Here is a 19514-nt window from a genome sequence, read left to right as displayed (position 1 = left end):
CCTTCCCATTCTATTTATCTATCTTATTTAGCGTGACAAGCTGTTTTGCTGGAATATTGGTATCACGCGAACATGTAAAGTAAAGAATTTGATACTCTTCAGACATGCCCCTTAAATATTTCATCATTTGCGCTCTGCGTTCAGCATCAAAGTGTACAAAAGCGTCATCGATAATAATCGGTAACGAATAGTACGGCTTTAATGTATGAATCAGGCTTAAGCGGAGTGCAATGTAAAGCAACTCTTTTGTCGACTGGCTTAATTCAATGGGATGGTACATTTGGCCATCTTGGTGACGCACCATCACTTGCTCATTCGCATAAGTTACTTGTACATATTGACCACTCGTTAAATCATTATAAATATCTGTTGCAATATTTACAACTTGCGGCAATCGTTTATCTTTAATTTGTTTAATATGTTCATCTACTAATGCTTCGAGATAGCTTAACGCCGCCCAATCTTCAGCACTTTCATTCAATTGATTTCTTAAAAGTTGATATTGATGGCGTAAATGTCTCAAAGTATCATCCGTTTCCATATGGTTCATTTGCGCTAATAAGTCGCTCACTTCGCTTTGTGATTCCAAAAAGCGCTCATTGTAAGTATCAATTTGTTCAGACAACTTTTGATATTCTTCATCAAGTTGAGCTGTTGTTTTCTCACTTAATTTAGAACTCTTTTCATAGCCGTAGTTCTGGTTATCCAGGAAGTGTGTTAGGTCATTAAAACGTGCTAAACGTTCATGGTAGCGTTGATAGCGTTCGTGATGTTTGTAATAACTTTCCTCATCTAACGCGCCAATCGCACCGAATAATGTTTGAATTTCTTGATGATTTTCATTTAAACGATGCTTCAAATGTTTCAGCTCATTTTCTAACAAGTTTAATTGTTCCGTATTATGTTCATGACGCGTCATATCTCGACTCGTTGTTTTTAACCATTCTCGCACATCATGGAACAGAGTGTTTCTATCAATCTCTTGAAATACTGAACCAATTTTGTCATACACTTCAGTATAAAATGATTCTAATGATTCACTTAATTTTAAGTAGGCTTCATGCAACTTTTCAATATATTGTTGATGGTCTTTGATCATTTGAATTGTCTGTATCGCATCGACGAGCAGTTCATCTGACAAGTTTTCAGACAAGTGAAGTGATGCTTTCAATTGTTGTAACTTGCTCGTCGCATCTGCCCATGCCATCTGTGTATCTTCATATTGTGTCTTTGCATGTTGCGTTTTTGTTTTTAAAATTGCCAATTGTTGTTGACGTTGCGCAATTTGATCACGCAACTGATATTGTGTCGATAAATCAAAGTCTAAATCATATTCCGCTTCTAACTGTTCGACTTCTTGTTCGAGTTGGGCAAGTTCTTCAGAAAATTGCGTATCATATCCGACTGGTTTAGAACGGAATAATGTCATCCCAATGATAAACACAATGGCCATGACAGTTAACACAATACCTGCCACCATCGCTTCTGTGACGAACATCCAGATGGCAAACGCAATAGAGATGATCGCAAGGAAGAATGATGCCCCTCTAACACGACGTTGTTGCTGTGCCTTTTGTTCTGCTTCTTGTTCAAAAGAAGTCTTCATCTTATCAAACAGATTGCGCTTTTCTTTTAATTCTAACAATCGTTGATCATAGACTTTTTTCTTTTCGAAGTTTTCATCATCAACCAACTGACTACTTAAATGTTCCAATTCTTCCTCAAAAGACACCGTTTCAATTTGATAGTCATCTTGCGTCTTTTTCAATTGTTGAATCGTTTGTAGATGCTCTTGCTTTTGCTTTAACGTCTCACTCGCAAAGCTTTTTTGTGCTTCGCTCGAATCGACATCATCATGTACCTCTTTCCAGCCGATATGAGACTTCAAACTTTTAATTTCCATCTCATGTTGATTGAATTCTCGCTCATTCTGTTTCAATTCCATGTCTTGCTGTTTCACTCGGTCTTCTTGTTTCGCGATAGATTCAAAGTTTTGATAAAGTGATTTTTCAGGCACATACAACTGTGAATTCTCATTTTGCAATTGTTGTTGCTTTTCAACACGTAAACCAATGTCACGTTCGAGATGATCCACTTGAACTTTCGCCAATTCATAACGATCAATCCCTTTTTCTGGAAACTCTAACGGTTCAATATTTAAATCCGCTTCTAACCCTTTCCATTCTTGAACTTGATCGATTAAAGCCACTTCTTTTTGCTTTTCTTCAAACAGTGCTGTTAATTGGCTCAGGTTTTGCTTTAATGTGTCAAGACGTCGTGACGCTTTTTCATGTTCTTCCGTCAAACGTTGATACGATTCCATTTTGGCTGATTCTTCACGGATTTGATATTCCAAGTTGCGAACTTCTTCAATTTTACGGTTGATTTCAGGATTTTGACCTGACTTTTTATAAAGTTCTTGCTTCTTTTGATTGATCAGTTCACGCATACCGATAAATTCTGTAGAACCGAGCGCACCTGCTTGCATTAAAAAGTTTTGTAATTGTACTTCACTCATATGCTTATGAATGTCTTGAAGGCCAAGCACGTTGAAAGAAAAAATCGCTTGATACGTCTTTTTATTGATGTAATTTAACTGTGCTTTTAACCACGCTTCATCTTTAATCGATCCATTGGGCATGTAAACTTTGACATCCCCTTGGGCACTCCCTTTGACACGTTCGACATCCACTTCCATACCGTCATCTAAAATCAATGTCACACGACCACCGTAATGATTGCCCATACGTGGTTCAAGACGTGGTTCGTTTTCCTTTTTCGTCGGGAAGCCAAATAAAATCGAATGTATAAACGCTTGAAGTGTCGATTTACCTGCTTCATTTTGTCCAAAAATCTCAGTAAAATATTGATCAAATTCCACTTTTCGTTGGACAAATTGACCATAACCATAAATTTCAACTGATTTAATTTTCATCGGTTAATTGCCCCCCTTTAACTCAGCTTCAATGATGGCTTCTGCACGTGCAACCAACGCTTTACGATCATGTTGTTGATAGCTCTCCAAATATTTTGAGGCTTTCGGATTCATATACAAATCTTTCACTGCACGCTCATACACATCATCTTGCTCAAGTAATTCTGCAGGAAACTCTTGAATAATAGATTTTTGACGAATATCAATATAACGGATGTCCCATTCATCAATTAAGACAAAGTGGCGTTCATTTTCTTCATATTCTGTGGACAATACTTTCAATTGTTCTAAAACTTGTGGTGAAATCATTTCATCGCCGCGTATATTCAACTGTAATCGATAAAATGCACGACCTTGATGTCTGACACGTGCTTTAAAGTCTTGAATCAGTTCGAATAACGCTTGTTGGCTAATATCTTCCGTCTCTAACGTTGCTGATTCAAAACGGATGAATTGTGTCGGCACAAAGCGTGTCTTTAACGCAACGTGATCACCTTCAACAATTAAACAACCTTTTTCACCTTGTTCTTTAAAATGACGGCCTTGAATATTGCCAGGATAATGAATTTCAGGCATATCACTCAGTTGTTGTCTCAAATGAATGTGACCCAAAGCCCAATAATGGTATAATTTCGCGTTTAAATCTTCCAATCGAAACTCTGTGTAACGATCCGAAGCTTCAGATTTACTATAAGTCCCGTGCAATACGCCAATATGTACAACATTACGATTTTCATTCGTCGGATAAGCATCTATTTTATTTTCGTAACTTTCACGTTTTTCATAGCTGAAGCCATGAAGATGCACTGTTTCTCCCGTTTTCGTAATCGCTTGATATGTTTCGACCTGATTTGAAAATACAGTCACATTCTCAGGCCATTTCGTTTTAATTTCATCCGATAAAGGATCATGATTCCCATGTACAATGTAGACAAAAATTTGTTCTTTCTGCAAACGTTCAAATTGAGATTTTAAAAACACTTCCGCCTTTAAAGTACGATTGTGTTGGTCAAATAAATCTCCACTAATTATGACAAAATCGACCTCTTCTCTCAATGCAAGGTCAATAATGTTTTCAAAACTTTTGTAAGCACTATTTTCAACATCCTTCAAAATTGTCGGATTTAAATAGCGCTTGGATGCAAATGGACTATCGAGATGCAAATCTGCACAATGCAAAAACTTAACCATTCAAGCATTCTCCTTTTATCATCAAATTTCATCTATGTATGCATGTTTCGTATTCATTTATTTTATCATATTTTCGTTAATTAAAGTGCGTCTCATTTAAGTATTATTGAAATGGTTAATTTTTTTTACCGTAAAATTGACTTGACGATCAGTGAGATAAAAAGCATGAGTAAGCCATTACAAGAGCTATTAACTAAAAAAACGAGTTTGAGACATCGCATCTCAAACTCGTTAGTTCAATCGTTTATCTTTATTAGTCTGCGTAAATTTCGTCTAAAGGTTTAACGATAATTTGGTTGATTTCTTGGAATACTTGACTCATTTTTTGCTCAGCATTCATTAACTCAGAAATATTGCTGTCTTTTTCAATTTGTTGCGCTTGTTCTTGCGCTTTTTGTAAATCTTCTTCGCTAATTTCTTCACCTTGCATTTGTTTTTGTTGGAAGTTCATTTGTGTTTCACGGAACGCATCAAATAATTTTTTAGAATTTTCATCAGCCTCTACTTTAGCGTATGCATCTTTAATTGCATTGTACTCGTCACTTTCACGTAAAGCTTGCTCTAATTTGTTTGCGTAATCATATAAATTTACAGCCATTTTAATCTCTCCTTGAGTTGTGTATTTTAAGATTGAATTCTGTCTCTTTCAACCTCGTTCCTAGCTTACGATACCACATTTTATAGTGTTATACAAAGATTGCTATTAATCCTTGGAAAAATCCGATAATTCCTCCCAAAATAAAGCCGAGCAACATAATTAATTTTAATTCCTTATTCGCAATTTCAAAAATTAAACGTTCAATATAATCGAGGTCAAAACGATTGATTTGCTCTTCAATTAAGCCGCGAATATTCACTTGTTTCAAAATGGTTGATAAACGTTGCGCTAATGTATCGAGAATCAAGTCTGTAATGCGATCGATACCTCTATCATGTAACATTTCAAATAAGTGGGGTACAAGCGATTTAAGCGGCATATGCGCACGTTGTTTTAGATCTATTTGTTTTAATACCAATGCACTCACTTGTGCTTCAATATCAGCCATTTGTTCTGGTTTAATCCAATCTTGTAACGTAGCATGCTTTAATTTTTCATATTCTGCGTGAATTTGTGCTGACAGAATACCTCGCGCCTTAGAATGTGTCGTCAAACGAATTAATTCTCTCTGAATCCTTTCTGCTATCGCTTCTTTAGTCATAAACATTTGAAGCATTGACACAATTTTTCCTTTTTCAACAAAGAACGTCTCTAACATTTCTAGAATATCGTCATAACCTTTGTCAGATTCTAAATAAATACGTGCTCTTTCGAGTAACAAAGTATCTAATGTGCTCACTTTATGATCTATCTCAGCCATCACTTTGGCAGGTATCAGTTCTGCAATTTTATCTGTTTGATGCAATTGATATTTCTCGTTTAACTTTTGTTTCGTATAACGTTCAACAAAGCTTTCGCCATCCTTCACGACATCAATATCAAATCGCTCCACCAAAGATTGCATCGTCATATGATTTTCCTCTAATGCTGCCACCTGTTGTGAAACGGCACGATGCACAGTCGCTCTCATATCCGGCGTTTCTAACTTTTCTCTCATTAAAGACTCAGTTAATAAATGGTCTTCCACAACTTGTCCGATTTTTTCAGCAATTTCTCCTCTTCTTTTCGGAATCAGTCCCGGAGTGAAAGGTACACGCTTACCAAAAATGTAATAAGATTTAAATGGATGGAATAGCATTTTGACAGCAATCATATTCGTGACACCACCAATCACAGCGCCAATCACGATCATAAACAATACGACTAAAATCGCTTGCATATTTACATCTCTCCTCTAAATTTCAACTGGAATCAAACATGAATAGAGCGATCCATTCATTCTTGCTCATGTTTAACAAACAAACGTAATGTTGTATTCTCAGTCAAATACATATGTAACCTTATGACCGAAAAACTACTGTGTTAAACATCAATTTCCCTATAAAAAAGGAGCACGCAACATTTCGTTTGTTGATGCTCCCACATTCTATCATTTATTTTAAATTATGCACGAATAAGCTCTTCTTTCACGTTGCGTTGGAAGTAAGTTTCTGCTTCTCTCAATTTTGGTGATGCAAAAATCGGTTGTTTATCCGCATCTAGAATACGGTAAAGTTCGCTGACTTTGTTTGATTGCAAGATGTAACCATTTTTGCTTGCAAGCGTATCCCAATAAATATCACTTACTGTTGAATATCTCGGGTAAGCTGCTTGATTTCTTGAAATAGTTTGAACGATTTCTAAAGGATCGCAACCGAAAGTACCGTTCAATACTTCAGAATCTCTAAATAATGCACAAATAGATACACATGTTGTCCAATTTGGTAACACACGCTCTTTTTCAATTTGTACTAATGTTTTTTTAGATAGGCCGATTGTTTGAGCCATCGTATCTTGTGTATAACCTGCCTCAATACGTACCATCTTGAACTTGCTTTGAATTAATTCAGTAAAACTTTGTCTATCCATTTATTATGACTACCTTTCTTAAATAAAAATTTATCCGCACACAAGCATTGCAATTCTACACAATTCTTGAAACACAAATTACATATTAATACAAAATGCGACAAATGAAAAGTGGCATTTTTAAAAACAATCTCTAACCTGGAAAATGCGCAATTGTCACAAAAATTCAACTTATTTTATTAGAATGCTTAAACTGTAAATCAATGACTTTCCATGCGCCATAAAGCTTTGAAAATCAAGAATACTTTATCTCACATTGAATTCTTTTCTTAAACGCAATTTACAATAACCAATGTTATTTTAATAAGACAATCAAATCTATATTAAAATAGTTTTATGTATTTTTATTAGATTTCAATGACTCATATGTATATCCCTGTACGATAGATGAACATGATTAACTAAACAGTCTTGTACCGTAAATATGAGTTCAAGAATTATATTATAACACAAATCATCATCCTTGTTATTGAAAATTTAGTGCGCATACGACAAACACTCTTATGATAATTAAGAAAAAGTGTTGAGAAAGGGACATTAACTTGATTTCAAAAAATATAAAACTACAAGATTCTTCTTATGAATAAAGTAATACTCCATTAACCTTAAAACTTAAAAGAATAGAAAATGATGAAGACAGTAAGATTTATTATTTGGACGCTATACTTGAATTTGAAAATAAAAAAGCTGGAACAAGATTAGTTGTTTTTGACTTCGGCGTTGATTTTCTAAAAAACTTATAGTATTCGTTCCATGTAGCAGTCGTTGATTATGAAACTGATGAGCTTTGGATATACGTTAACTTAGATTCTGGATTATCAATAAGCTAATTGTAGAAAAGCAAGCATTTGAAAACTTTATCAATCAGATTACTTTATTCTAACAAGAGTCACAAATGCAAAAACCAAAATTATATTGCTGTATTTTAAATTTTAAAGCATACAAAATACAGGTTAAGTTTATAATGTTTAAATTGATGTTTTCTATATATTTTTTTCAATTTAATTCCTCCTAGCCTCATGTACTAAAAAATAGTTACAATTAAATTTTTCTCTTTTTCAGCTAGTTTTTAACCATGTGAGTTCTCAACAACTTCTCTTCAAAGTAAATATCAAAATCAGATGTATTCTTTAATAGGATTGTTTGACCACGTTTACTTCTAATCATTGTTACAATATCAAAAATATTTTCCTCGTTAAAATAAACTATGCAATCTTATTTATTGTAAAACCTCTTTATCGTTGCGGCTAAAGGTTGAACGAAAGATGTAATTTCTGGTTTAACACCTATTTTTTCGTAATTTCCATTGAAACAGGGAGCACTTCGTTTGAACTTGAGCCACCAAAACCAACTATTATCGCTATGTTTGTTTATCAAAGAATATAGACAAGGCCACTTTTTAATTTAATGGATTAAGAACCCTACATACTATTTGTCGTATATAGGGTCCTCTCTTTTTATTCATTTTTAATTTTACTAAAGTACATTCTAATGCCAACTATTAACTTTATTTTACGTGCATATTCCCTTTTAATTTTCGTCCTTCACGTTCGGATAGAATCAATGCACATGCGGCATCACCAGTAATGTTTACTGCTGTACGTGTCATATCTAACAAACGGTCGATTCCTAAGATAATACCAATAGCGGCTGGATTTAAATCGACTGCAGTTAATACCATCGCCAACATGATCAGTCCTACACCAGGGACGCCTGCTGTTCCGACAGAAGCAATAACAGCTACAGCGACAACGGTAATGAGCTGTAGAACTGTTAAATCCGCACCAGATAATTGCGCAATGAAAATTGTAGCGACACCTTGCATGATTGCAGTACCATCCATATTAATTGTTGCCCCTAAAGGTTGAACGAAAGATGCAATTTCTGGTTTGACACCCATTTTTTTCGTACATTCCATTGAAACCGGAAGTGCAGCGTTAGAACTTGAGCCCCCGAAACCAACTGTAATCGCTGGGAAGAAACCTTTGAAAAATTCAATTGGGCTACGACCCGCTAAAAACTTCACTGCACCGCCATAGACGACAAAGAAATGAATAAAGAGTGCGGCTAATACAACAATAAAGTATAAACCAAGTTGTCTGATTGCACCAAAGCCTGCGCCTGTAAATGCATGTGCGACAAGTCCAAATGTACCGATTGGCGCAAATACATTCATTACCATTGATATAATATACATCAGGACTTCATTAAACTGTTCGAAAAATTGATGTACAATCCTTCCTCGTTCGCCTACCATCATAATACCGATACCGACGAAAATCGCAAATGTAATAATCTGAAGCATATTTCCTGTTGTCATTGATTGAATCGCGTTTTTTGGAAAGAAATTAATTAAAGTTTGATCAAATGTCTGGTTGATTGGAGAAGCCCCAGTTGCCTTTTGATCATCTAATTTCTTTTGATATGTGGTAACTTCTTCTGATTTTAATAAGTCTGAATGGCCAGCACCTGGTTTAACGATTAATGCTAAACACATCGCTAACGTTATCGCAATCGCTGTTGTCGATAAGAAAAAGACGAGTGTTTTTAAGCCAATGCCGCCTAATAATTTTGGATCACCAACACCAATTACACCGAGTACAATCGACACGAATACAACCGGTACTACGAGCATAAAGATTAGATTTAAGAAGATTTGACCAATGACATTAAAAACATATTGATCGATAAATCCAACAAATTTAGATTCGACATAGAAATTGAAAATCGAACCTAACGCAATCCCTAAGATTAATGCTATAATAATTTTCACTGTTAACCCTTTAAATTTCATACTGACTATCCCCTTTAATGTTATAACAACATTATAGTCTGAAAATTAACAATTTTGCAATCTTTATTTTTATAGTTATAACTAGATTTATATTCGTTTTCGTAGGATAATAGTATAGCTAAACGTATTTTATTATAAAAAGGTTAGATAATCACAGTCTCAAAACCTTATCAATTCATTTAAGAGGTGTTTTCGTTGCAATTAGAATATAAAATTTCTCAAGCTAAAAAAGGCGCAACACTAAGCATCATTACTTATACATTTTTAACATTATTAAAAATTGCATACGGATGGTTGGCGAGCAGTCAAGGTCTAGTGGCAGACGGAATTAACAATGCAACAGATGTCATTAGTTCGATTGCCATACTCATTGCACTTCAAATCTCTATGAAACCTGTGGATAACAATCATCCTTATGGGCATTATCGTTCTGAATTTATCGCATCACTCATTGCTTCATTCATTATGTTTGCGGTCAGTATTCAAGTGATTATTACAGGCGTGAAGCATTTTTACCAAGGCGAATTCGTTCAGCCAAACCAATCTGCTATTATTGTCGGTATGATTTCAAGTATTGTTATGTTTGCTGTATTTATTTTCAATCGTAACCTTTCTAAAAAAGTGAATAGCAGTGCTTTAAGAGCAGCGAGTTATGATAACCTTTCGGATGCGCTTGTGTCGATTGGTACAGTGATCGGCGTTTTAGGCGTTTATATGGGCGTGCCGATGCTCGATACTATTGCAGCCATTGTGATTGGTTTGCTCATTATGAAAGCAAGTATTGATATTTTTAAAGAGACGGCCGTTACACTTACTGATGGGTATGACGAGGAAGAGCTTACACAAATACAACAAATTATTTCATCTGTTCCTGGTATTAAAGAGATTCGTGATATTAAAGCGAGAAGTCACGGTGTTATTTCATTTATCGACGTCACTATAGCTGTCAACCCCAAATTAAATGTCATCGAAAGTCATGAGATATCTGATCATATTGAATCAAAATTACAGGCACGGCTAGGTGAAGTTGAAACGATTGTACATATTGAACCTTATTTAATCACTAATGTTGAATAAGTATGCAAAAAAACAGGAGATTGGACGATGATTATCCATACTCCTGTTTATAATTTAATGCTTTCAAATTAAATCAAATGATTCTCCATGGCATAAATCGCGGCTTGTGTACGATCGGTCACTTCCAATTTAGAGAAAATGTGACTCACATGCGTTTTAATCGTCTTTTCCGATACGAACAATGTTTCAGCAATTTCTTTATTCGTCTTCCCTTTCGCCATTTCTTTCAGCACTTCTGTTTCCCGTTTGGACAATTTATTGAGCATATGCGGCTTCGTTATGACTGTATCCATCACCTGTTGCGCATCCTTATGAATCACTTTATCTCCTTGTAAAACCGTTTCAATAGAGGTCATTAATGCTTCCGGATCGACATCCTTCATTTCATAACCGTCTGCACCTGCTTGCATCGCTGACATGACATGCTCTTCATCTACATAACTTGTAAGCACTAATATTTTAATACCTGCATGTTGTTCTTTCAATTTTTGAATTAATGTAATCCCATTCATTTCAGGCATAACCAAATCAACAAGGATAAGTTCTGGTTCGATTTGATCGGTTGCTAAAGCATCTAATAGTGCTTGACCTTCCCCAAAGCTTCCTACAACTTCTATCTGTGGTTGTGTCGAAAGTAAAAATTCTAAGCCTTGCCTTACTATAAAATGATCATCCACAAGTGCAATTTTAGGCATTATTGTCCCTCCCTGGGCTGTTGAAGTGGTAGTTGTATTGTAATTTTTGTTCCTTGATCACTTGCCATTTTTATTGTTCCTTTTAAAAATTTAATCCGTTGTCGCATATTCGACAATCCGTGTTTTTCGGCCGAATCAACTTGAGTCACGTCAAATCCTATACCGTTATCCTTCAATTCAACAATCAGATAGTCGTCTGTTTGGTTCAACACAATATCCATATGGTTCGTTTGCGCATGCTTTTTCGTATTATTCATTGCTTCTTGCATGACACGGTACAGATGGGTCTCAATTTTATTTTCTAAGTCAATGAGTCCTTTGACCGTCACATCAATATCTAGACCTATAAGACTTGCGTAATTTTTTAATGCATGAACAAGCCCTTTTTCGAGGCCTACCGGTTTTAACTGCCAAATTAACGCACGCATTTCATTCACAGCGTTTTGACTCGTTTGCTCTATCTGCATAAATGCACGTTTTGACGTTTCCTCTTGCGTCATTTGACCTGCCGCATGTGCCGTTAATTTTAAAGAAAACAACATTTGATTAACCGAATCGTGTAAATCTCGAGCTAAGCGGTTACGTTCATTAATTCGTGCCGCTTCTTTCTCTTGATTGTTCAAGTCAATCCGTTTTATCGCAGAACCGATTTGAAATGCAACAGATTCTAACAATTCGAGGTCTTCATCCGAGTAATGCGTCGTAAACGGCGTCGCGACATTTAACAGTCCAAATTGTTCATTACCAGAGCGTAAAGGTACTGTCGCATGATGGGTAATATCTTCAGTTTCTGTCACAAATTCTCTACTGGCTAAATTAATGCGCGAACAGTTAATGATATTAGAGGCTTTGGTCAATTTATGGTTATGGTATGCTTGGACACACCAACATGTCCCTTCTTTCATATAATGGCATTGGCGATTGGTTAAAGCTGAAGGTAATGAGTGCTGTGACTCTAATGTATGGTGGCCTTCTTCATCAATGAAAAATATCCACCCTGTTGTAAAATCGCTTCCCTTAATTAAAGAGTCTAACGCACCGTCGAGCATGGATTGTAATTCAGTTTCTTCGTTAAGGAATTCGGCAATTTCCTTTAATAACGCCAATCTTGTTGGTTTTTCCATTATTGTCACTCCACTCTTTGCTACACATCAATCATCCAATTTTTATTCGTGCATGGATGTACATTTAACTTTATTATACACGTTGTTTCAATGAATAAAACCATCAATCACGATTCGTTTTGTGTTATGATAAAGGAAATTAAGGAGGATTTTATGAAATTTAAAGTTGCCGATACATTTAATGGACAATCCATTCGTGACATATTTAAAACATTACAATTGCCCAAAAAAGAGTTGCATACATTGAATATGTCAAAATCTATCACAGTGAATAATGAAGCTGCAAATTTACAAACTATCGTCCATACAGGTGACGAAATATACATTCCTGATGAAGACGCGAAAAGCCAATATTTACCGAGCTATCGTTATGCGCAAATCGCTTATGAAGACGACTTTTTAGCGATTGTCTACAAACCGAAAGGCGTGAAAACACATCCGAATGATTTAAAAGAAAGTAATACGTTAATGAACCATGTCATTTATACGTTGAACCACCCTTATGTTGAGCCTATTCATCGTCTTGACCAAGAGACAGTCGGCTTACTTATTGTGGCGAAGCATCCGATCATCAAAAAAATATTAGATCGTATGTTGGAAAATAATGACATTCATCGTATTTATAAAGCACAAGTGAAAAGTTTATTGCCAATTAAGCCACAAACGATTGATTTACCAATTGGCAAGGATAAATTCCATCCGAATAAACGTCGTGTCTCTCCTACCGGTCAACGTGCAGTGACACATATTTTGTCTTCTGAAATGATTGAAGAAGGTGTTTGTGAAGTGATGTTAAAGTTAGATACTGGTCGTACACACCAAATTCGTGTGCATCTCGCTGAAATTGGTTATCCTGTACTGGGGGATCCATTATATAGTGATTCGAAATTACGTCAATTACAGCTTGAAAGTTATCAAATTGAAATGACGCATCCGATCACGCAACAACCGATTTCTGTGACGATTGATGATATTAAACAATAATTAATTACAGGCAGATTTGAGGGCTTAGACAACACCATGTCCAAGCCCCCCTTTTTTATACGCTTCATTATTTACGCTTCAGATGCCCTTTCACACGGTCCATCCAATTCCTTTTTGCGCGTACGGGTTGTCCTGTCTCAATCATATTTTGCTTGGACAATGCTAACCCATATTCTTGTGCTTCACGCATTAAATATTCTTGTGAGTTGATCGGTGCTAACTCATTTTTAACGTAATGATACACACCCGAAGCATCTTGATAACGACCTTTTTGATTGTCAGAAAGTTGTAAGTGCATAAAATCTACCAATCGTCTCGCAATGCGTTTATCCAAAATTGGGAATAAAATTTCAACACGTTTTATCATATTTCGCGTCATCATATCTGCAGAAGATAGATATATTTTCTCTTTGCCATTGTTATAGAAGTAATAAATACGTGAATGTTCTAACAAACGTCCGACGATACTCACGACTTCAATATTATCGCTAATACCAGGAATGCCCGGTTTCAAACAACAAATCCCACGAATAATTAATTTCACTTGTACACCTGCTTGTGACGCTTCATACAATTTTTTAATTAATGCTTTATCCGTCAATGAATTCATTTTCATCATCATTTTACCGTTTCCGTGTTGACGATGGCTTTCGATTTCTTCATCAATACGTTCAATAAATAAGTCACGTATTTCGTATGGTGCCACGATTAACTGTTGATAATCCGGCTTCATGGAATAACCACTCAAATAATTGAAGAAATTCATCGCATCTTCTCCAATTTCTCGATTTGTTGTAATAATTCCCATATCTGTATACAATTTGGCCGTTTTATCGTTGTAATTTCCTGTACCTAAATGCACAAAAGGAACGAGTTTACCATTGACACGTTTGACGACCAATGTAATTTTACTGTGGGTTTTCAAATGCGTCATACCATACATGACGTGACAACCCGCTTCTTCCAACATTTTTGCCCAATGCACATTATTTTCCTCATCGAAACGCGCTTTTAATTCCACTAATACCGTGACTTGTTTACCATTTTCAGCAGCATTTTTAAGTGCTTCAATAATCGGTGAATCACTGCTGACACGGTATAACGTTTGTTTAATTGCCAATGTGTCGGGGTCCTCAGATGCTTCCGTTATAAAGTCAACAATCGGATCAAAGGATTCATACGGATGATGGAAGAAAATATCACGTTTCAACGCCAAATCATACACATTGTCATTGCCTAAAGATTGCGGCACTTGTGGTGTATAGCGCTCGTATTTCAAGTCCTTTAATTTATGTGATAAATGATCCACCAATTCAAATACCATCGTTAAATCAAGTGGGCCATTCGTATAATACACATCTTGAGGTTCTAATTCTAACGTATCAATCAACCAATCTATTTGCATCTCTTGTTGTTCACGATGATCAATTTCTAACCTCACCGCTGCACCACTTTTACGCTCTTTTAAAAAGCGTTCAATTTCAATCAACAAATCTTCGGCACCATCTTCATGAATCGTTAAATCGGCATTTCTTGTAATTCTAAATGTATACGTATTCAGAATTTCATATCCTTTGAAAAGATAACCCATGAAAAAAGAAATCATATCCTCGATTAAAATAATATATTGACGATTGCCTTCATTAATTGTAATAAAACGATTTAATAGTGTGGGGATTTGAACGATTGCTGAATTAATTTCATCACCAGTATCAATATCGACAAAAATATTTAATGTTTTATTGTTTAGTTTTGGAAATGGTCGATATGCATCAATGCCCAACGGTGTTAATGTCGGCAAAATATCATTTAAGAAGATTTGTTCAAGTTGCTTCCGCATATCTTCATTTAAAACATCCGGTTTGCATAAATACACATCATATGTTTTCAAAGTTTCAACTAAAGTATTGAAACGTTGGTATTGAAAGGCAACGTTTTGACGATTTTTCTGTTCAATTGCCTTTAACTGTTGTTGCGGCGTTAATTGCGCTTTATTCTCAGGCTTATTAAATCCCATTTTGACTTGGTCTTTTAATCCTGCCACACGCACCATAAAAAATTCATCTAAATTTGCGCTCCCAATCGCAATAAACTTAAGTTGCTCGAGTAATGGGTTTTGGTCGTCACAGGCTTCTTGCAATACTCTATAATTGAAGTCTAACCAGCTGACTTCACGATTGTTATAATAATCTGGATGGTTCAGGTCCAAACTTCCTTTTTCAATAGTCACTTTCATTGTCACCCCATTAATATTTTACAAAACATAGCGCAAGTCCCTATTTAGCGTAACATAAAATGAATGGGCTATAATTTAAGCATTTGTAAAAATAATATTAACCTTTGTTTTAAGTACTTTTTCGATATGTTTCTTTTGTCGATTAGATTGATAAGATTCGGCAATCGATTCACCTTGATCATTGACAAACAAGTCGTAACCTTCTTTTGTTGACTGTAATTTCACGTCTTGGACACTGTTCGTATTAGAGATATTTAATGCGTTTACAAACTTAATAATGCCCCCTAATGCTTGAATGTCTGATAGTTCATCATCAGAAAACCAATTTGTCTCTTCACTATACAATTTGAGTAACGTTTTATTTTTAAAGCTTGCGAGTAATGCCAATCGCACACGCTCTTTATGTGATAAGCCGTTAATCCCTGAATTTGCGATAATGTAATACGTATGTTGTGAACTCGAATCGGAATCAATAAATCGACCTAAATAATAAATATACGCCGCTTCAAGAAAAACTTGCTTTAAATCTTCATCAATTTTAAGCTTTTTCTCTTTCGTCAACTGTTCTAAGAGCGATTCGGCTAGTTTCACACGTTGATTGGCGCCACTTTCCTCGATTTTATACTCATTGGCTAAATGACGTAACGCATCTTGCAGAACATTGGTTTTATTAAATTCTTTTGGATACTTTTTAGCAATTTGATTCATAATGAAACCTTCACGTATCCCTTTTCTTGAGAAAGTGAACGCTGTCGCATCAATCATATCGAATAACACATTAAATACCGATACGGCAGGTAAAATGATGTCTACACGATCACGACTCAATCCATCTAAAGTCGTTAACGTGTCACGTGAAGATTTTTTAAGCATTTGAAATACTTCTTTTAAATCACTTTGTTCCATCGTATAGCCATGGACACCCGCGATAGGATACTGATGTAAAGACTGATGAATACGCGCACAGTTACGCGCAGAACCACCGATACCGACTAAATTAATATGCTGATTTTGTATCCATGACACTTTGCCAAATTCACTTTTCAAAAACTTTTCCATTTTCTTAATCGCATCTTTATCATTATGCTCTTTTCCTTCAAAGAACATCCGTGTTAAAGTGACAACACCGAACGGAAAACTGATGGCTTCTTTAATCTTTTTTTCTTTAAATAGTGTTAACTCTGTAGAGCCCCCACCGATATCGACAGTGATGCCATTCCGAATACTTGTCGTGTGCGTGACTGCATAAGAGCCATAAAAAGCTTCATCTTCTTCAGGAATCATAATAATTTCAAGGTCGAGTTCTTGTTGAATATGTTTTAAAATTTCTTTTTGGTTTTTAGATTGACGCATCGCTGCTGTCGCAATCGGATACAAATGTTCTACTTCAAAATCTGTCGCTACCTTTTTAAAACTTCTGAGTGCTGTGGTTAAAACATCGATCCCTTCTTGCGTCATATTCTGTTCAGCATCTAAATATTGACTTAATCGTGCCGGTGTTTTAATGTTTTGAATTTCATTTAATCCTGTTTTCGGATCGTATCGAAAAATCACTAAGCGGATTGTGTTTGACCCAATATCTATTAAACCGTTACGTTCCATGTTTAAAACTTGCCTCCATACTATTTCGGGTGGACCATGTTTTCTGGCTTAATCCATTCCTCAAATTGTTCTTCTGTCACATAGCCTGACTGAATTGCAGATTCTTTTAAAGTTATTCCTTCTTTATGTGCTTTTTTCGCAATGGCTGCTGCTTTTTCGTAACCAATATGTGGATTCAGTGCAGTCACTAACATCAATGAACGGTTCAAATAGTTATCAATGTTTTCAGGAATAGGTTCAATACCTACTGCGCAGTTTTGATTGAATGTCTCCATACCGTCTGCTAATAAATAAATAGATTGTAACGTATTATGCAAAATAACAGGCTTAAAGACGTTTAATTCGAAATTCCCTTGAGCGCTTGAGAACCCTACTACCGTATCGTTACCCATGACTTGTACAGCCACCATTGTTAACATTTCACATTGTGTTGGGTTCACTTTACCTGGCATAATCGATGAACCTGGCTCGTTTTCAGGAATAGAAATCTCAGCTAAACCTGCACGAGGGCCTGACGCTAACCATCTTACATCATTCGCAATCTTCATTAAGTCACCCGCAAGCGCTTTGAGTGAACCATGTAATTGAACCACTTCGTCATGTGCAGTTAACGCATGGAATTTATTTTCAGATGATACAAATGGATAACCTGTATTTTCCGCAATGTATCCTGCAACTTTTGTACCAAATTCAGGGTGTGCATTAATGCCAGTACCGACTGCTGTGCCACCAATAGCTAAGTTTAAAATATGCTTTTTAGATTCTGCCAATAAGTTTTCACACACGTCTAGCATATAGCGCCAACCACTAATTTCTTGGCCTAATGTAATCGGTGTCGCATCTTGAAGGTGTGTACGTCCAATTTTAATGATGTCTTTAAACTCATTTTCTTTTTTATAGAACGTTTCACGCAAGCCTTTCAAAGCAGGTTCTAAACGTTTTTCCACTTCATGATACAGTGCAACGTGCATTGCTGTCGGGAATGTGTCATTAGAACTTTGTGACTTGTTGACATCATCGTTCGGGTGGATTGTTTCGTCACTCCCCTTTTCTTTTAAGTATTCATTGGCCACATAGCTCACAACTTCATTCACATTCATATTACTTTGTGTACCGCTTCCTGTTTGCCACACAACTAATGGAAAATGTTCATCTAATTCGCCTGCTAAAATACGATCACAAGCATATACAATCGCATCTTTTTTCGCATCGCTTAGCTTTCCTAATTCATTATTTGCCAATGCAGCTGCACGTTTTAATTGTGCGAAACCATAAACCACCTCAATCGGCATTTTTTCTTTACCGACTGGAAAATTTTGTTTACTTCTTTGTGTTTGAGCGCCCCAATATTTATCTGCAGGCACCTCAATTTGACCAAATGTATCATGTTCAATTCTTACTGACATATCTCTCGCTCCCCTTTGATTTTTCAATATTCTTGTCACTTAAATTATAGCATTAAACGAAATCGCCATTCAATGAACATTGGCGTGCAATTGCGTTTTTTCTCCAAATAAAAAAGGCCGAGAAAATTTAATTTCCCGACCTTATTTCAACAATACGTGAAAGTAGCATATTGAAACATCACATCCATCGCCTCTACAAAGTGATAATTCAATGAAAGCAATCCATCATTTATTCATTTGAAGTTGTTTCTTTAACTTTTACCGCTTCAGTATGCATAAATTTGTGTTTCACAGCTTGAACGACTGCAATAGCTGCCAAAATATACAAAACTAGGCCTATTACCATCATGACCGGACTGATTTGAATGAATACACCTAAAATGCCACTGAACTGATTGTAAAAATCATCTAAATAAATCGTCAACGCGACAGTTATCGCGATACAACAAATAACACTAATAACGATGCCTTTTTGATTCGTTTTCACAAAAGTTTGAACGTGTGATTGTGCATCATCGACTAACCCATTGGATAAGTTTAGTTGAAGTTGTACAATTTTAAATAATACCGGTAAATATAACGTCCCTAACGCCAATGGAAAGGCTTTAATCGATAATAAGTTGATGATTGTTGAAATTATAATTAATGTAACCCATTTCTGATGTAACTTCATGTATGTCACCTTTCATCATTTTTTAACATGCTCCCATTTTATCACATTTATCTCGAGGTACACGAAAGAAAATAAAAAGACTGGACCATCTCCATGGTAAACCAGTCTTCTCATTAATTTTTATTTTGTATTTTTATCAGAACGCACTTTGGAATCATGTGCTTGATTGAGTTTCTCTTCATCGTTCGCTTCAGAAATTTGTTCCATTTCTTTACCGAGCTCCACAACATCATCAAAACTATCAACCATTTCATTATCATAATGCTTTTGTTCGTCTTTCATTATGCCCTT

General features: G+C 35.7%; 15 protein-coding genes. 2 read left to right on the top strand and 13 right to left on the bottom strand.

The window, feature by feature from the left end:
- Positions 1 to 10: 10 nt before the first annotated feature.
- The 6 genes from P3U61_RS04665 to P3U61_RS04640 form a co-directional block, all read right to left on the bottom strand.
- The gene (locus tag P3U61_RS04665) at positions 11 to 2935 is read right to left on the bottom strand and encodes an AAA family ATPase (protein WP_110179249.1); all 2925 of its coding nucleotides are present in this window, start codon (positions 2933 to 2935) and stop codon (positions 11 to 13) included.
- A 3-nt stretch (positions 2936 to 2938) separates the two neighbouring features.
- Positions 2939 to 4126 carry a metallophosphoesterase family protein gene (locus P3U61_RS04660; protein WP_014613545.1) on the bottom strand — a complete coding sequence of 396 codons (1188 nt, stop codon included), beginning with the start codon at positions 4124 to 4126 and terminating at the stop codon, positions 2939 to 2941.
- 253 nt (positions 4127 to 4379) lie between these two features.
- Complete coding sequence (locus tag P3U61_RS04655) at positions 4380 to 4724, bottom strand: YlbF/YmcA family competence regulator (protein WP_014613544.1); 345 nt, start codon at positions 4722 to 4724, stop codon at positions 4380 to 4382.
- Positions 4725 to 4812: 88 nt separating this feature from the next.
- A complete protein-coding gene (locus tag P3U61_RS04650) occupies positions 4813 to 5943 on the bottom strand; it encodes a DUF445 domain-containing protein (RefSeq protein WP_037542694.1) in 1131 nt (376 codons plus the stop codon).
- A gap of 224 nt (positions 5944 to 6167) precedes the next feature.
- Positions 6168 to 6632, bottom strand: a complete 465-nt coding sequence (gene xdrA, locus P3U61_RS04645) for an XRE family transcriptional regulator XdrA (RefSeq protein ID WP_014613542.1) — start codon at positions 6630 to 6632, stop codon at positions 6168 to 6170.
- Positions 6633 to 8139: 1507 nt separating this feature from the next.
- Positions 8140 to 9426, bottom strand: a complete 1287-nt coding sequence (locus P3U61_RS04640) for a dicarboxylate/amino acid:cation symporter (RefSeq protein ID WP_110179250.1) — start codon at positions 9424 to 9426, stop codon at positions 8140 to 8142.
- Between the two features lie 195 nt (positions 9427 to 9621).
- On the opposite strand from P3U61_RS04640, the gene P3U61_RS04635 reads away from it, so the two are divergent.
- Positions 9622 to 10503, top strand: a complete 882-nt coding sequence (locus tag P3U61_RS04635) for a cation diffusion facilitator family transporter (protein WP_015729363.1) — start codon at positions 9622 to 9624, stop codon at positions 10501 to 10503.
- A 68-nt stretch (positions 10504 to 10571) separates the two neighbouring features.
- Here P3U61_RS04635 and P3U61_RS04630 read toward each other — a convergent pair whose 3' ends face one another.
- Complete coding sequence (locus P3U61_RS04630; RefSeq protein WP_015729364.1) at positions 10572 to 11198, bottom strand: response regulator; 627 nt, start codon at positions 11196 to 11198, stop codon at positions 10572 to 10574.
- On the bottom strand, positions 11198 to 12322 hold the full coding sequence (locus tag P3U61_RS04625; protein ID WP_015729365.1) for a GAF domain-containing sensor histidine kinase: 1125 nt from the start codon (positions 12320 to 12322) through the stop codon (positions 11198 to 11200). Before P3U61_RS04625 ends, P3U61_RS04630 begins: the two co-directional genes overlap by 1 nt.
- A gap of 153 nt (positions 12323 to 12475) precedes the next feature.
- Between P3U61_RS04625 and P3U61_RS04620 the strand changes: the two genes are divergently transcribed.
- Entirely contained in the window at positions 12476 to 13306 is an 831-nt protein-coding gene (locus tag P3U61_RS04620) for an RluA family pseudouridine synthase (RefSeq protein ID WP_214562996.1), read from the top strand.
- Positions 13307 to 13373: 67 nt separating this feature from the next.
- Here P3U61_RS04620 and P3U61_RS04615 read toward each other — a convergent pair whose 3' ends face one another.
- The 5 genes from P3U61_RS04615 to P3U61_RS04595 form a co-directional block, all read right to left on the bottom strand.
- Positions 13374 to 15536: an RNA degradosome polyphosphate kinase gene (locus P3U61_RS04615; RefSeq protein ID WP_370498991.1), complete on the bottom strand. Its 2163-nt coding sequence runs from the start codon at positions 15534 to 15536 to the stop codon at positions 13374 to 13376.
- An 81-nt stretch (positions 15537 to 15617) separates the two neighbouring features.
- Complete coding sequence (gene ppx / locus P3U61_RS04610; protein ID WP_014613535.1) at positions 15618 to 17144, bottom strand: exopolyphosphatase; 1527 nt, start codon at positions 17142 to 17144, stop codon at positions 15618 to 15620.
- 20 nt (positions 17145 to 17164) lie between these two features.
- Complete coding sequence (gene fumC, locus P3U61_RS04605; RefSeq protein WP_014613534.1) at positions 17165 to 18550, bottom strand: class II fumarate hydratase; 1386 nt, start codon at positions 18548 to 18550, stop codon at positions 17165 to 17167.
- 229 nt (positions 18551 to 18779) lie between these two features.
- Positions 18780 to 19223, bottom strand: coding sequence for a hypothetical protein (locus P3U61_RS04600; protein ID WP_014613533.1), 444 nt, complete (start codon positions 19221 to 19223; stop codon positions 18780 to 18782).
- Positions 19224 to 19343: 120 nt separating this feature from the next.
- Positions 19344 to 19505 (bottom strand): SAS053 family DNA gyrase inhibitor, encoded by a 162-nt coding sequence (locus P3U61_RS04595; RefSeq protein ID WP_180291797.1) that lies wholly within the window; start codon positions 19503 to 19505, stop codon positions 19344 to 19346.
- Positions 19506 to 19514 lie beyond the last annotated feature (9 nt).

The sequence above is a fragment of the Staphylococcus pseudintermedius genome (assembly GCF_034042775.1).
GTDB lineage: Bacteria > Bacillota > Bacilli > Staphylococcales > Staphylococcaceae > Staphylococcus > Staphylococcus pseudintermedius.
This window is presented reverse-complemented; position numbering and strand designations above follow the sequence as displayed.

Coding starts and splice junctions, on each gene's coding strand:
- P3U61_RS04665 (WP_110179249.1), bottom strand. CDS start 2,935: ATGAAAATTAAATCAGTTGAAATTTATGGTTATGGTCAATTTGTCCAA.
- P3U61_RS04660 (WP_014613545.1), bottom strand. CDS start 4,126: ATGGTTAAGTTTTTGCATTGTGCAGATTTGCATCTCGATAGTCCATTT.
- P3U61_RS04625 (WP_015729365.1), bottom strand. CDS start 12,322: ATGGAAAAACCAACAAGATTGGCGTTATTAAAGGAAATTGCCGAATTC.
- P3U61_RS04620 (WP_214562996.1), top strand. CDS start 12,476: ATGAAATTTAAAGTTGCCGATACATTTAATGGACAATCCATTCGTGAC.
- fumC (WP_014613534.1), bottom strand. CDS start 18,550: ATGTCAGTAAGAATTGAACATGATACATTTGGTCAAATTGAGGTGCCT.
- P3U61_RS04650 (WP_037542694.1), bottom strand. CDS start 5,943: ATGCAAGCGATTTTAGTCGTATTGTTTATGATCGTGATTGGCGCTGTG.
- P3U61_RS04655 (WP_014613544.1), bottom strand. CDS start 4,724: ATGGCTGTAAATTTATATGATTACGCAAACAAATTAGAGCAAGCTTTA.
- P3U61_RS04640 (WP_110179250.1), bottom strand. CDS start 9,426: ATGAAATTTAAAGGGTTAACAGTGAAAATTATTATAGCATTAATCTTA.
- P3U61_RS04630 (WP_015729364.1), bottom strand. CDS start 11,198: ATGCCTAAAATTGCACTTGTGGATGATCATTTTATAGTAAGGCAAGGC.
- xdrA (WP_014613542.1), bottom strand. CDS start 6,632: ATGGATAGACAAAGTTTTACTGAATTAATTCAAAGCAAGTTCAAGATG.
- ppx (WP_014613535.1), bottom strand. CDS start 17,144: ATGGAACGTAACGGTTTAATAGATATTGGGTCAAACACAATCCGCTTA.
- P3U61_RS04600 (WP_014613533.1), bottom strand. CDS start 19,223: ATGAAGTTACATCAGAAATGGGTTACATTAATTATAATTTCAACAATC.
- P3U61_RS04595 (WP_180291797.1), bottom strand. CDS start 19,505: ATGAAAGACGAACAAAAGCATTATGATAATGAAATGGTTGATAGTTTT.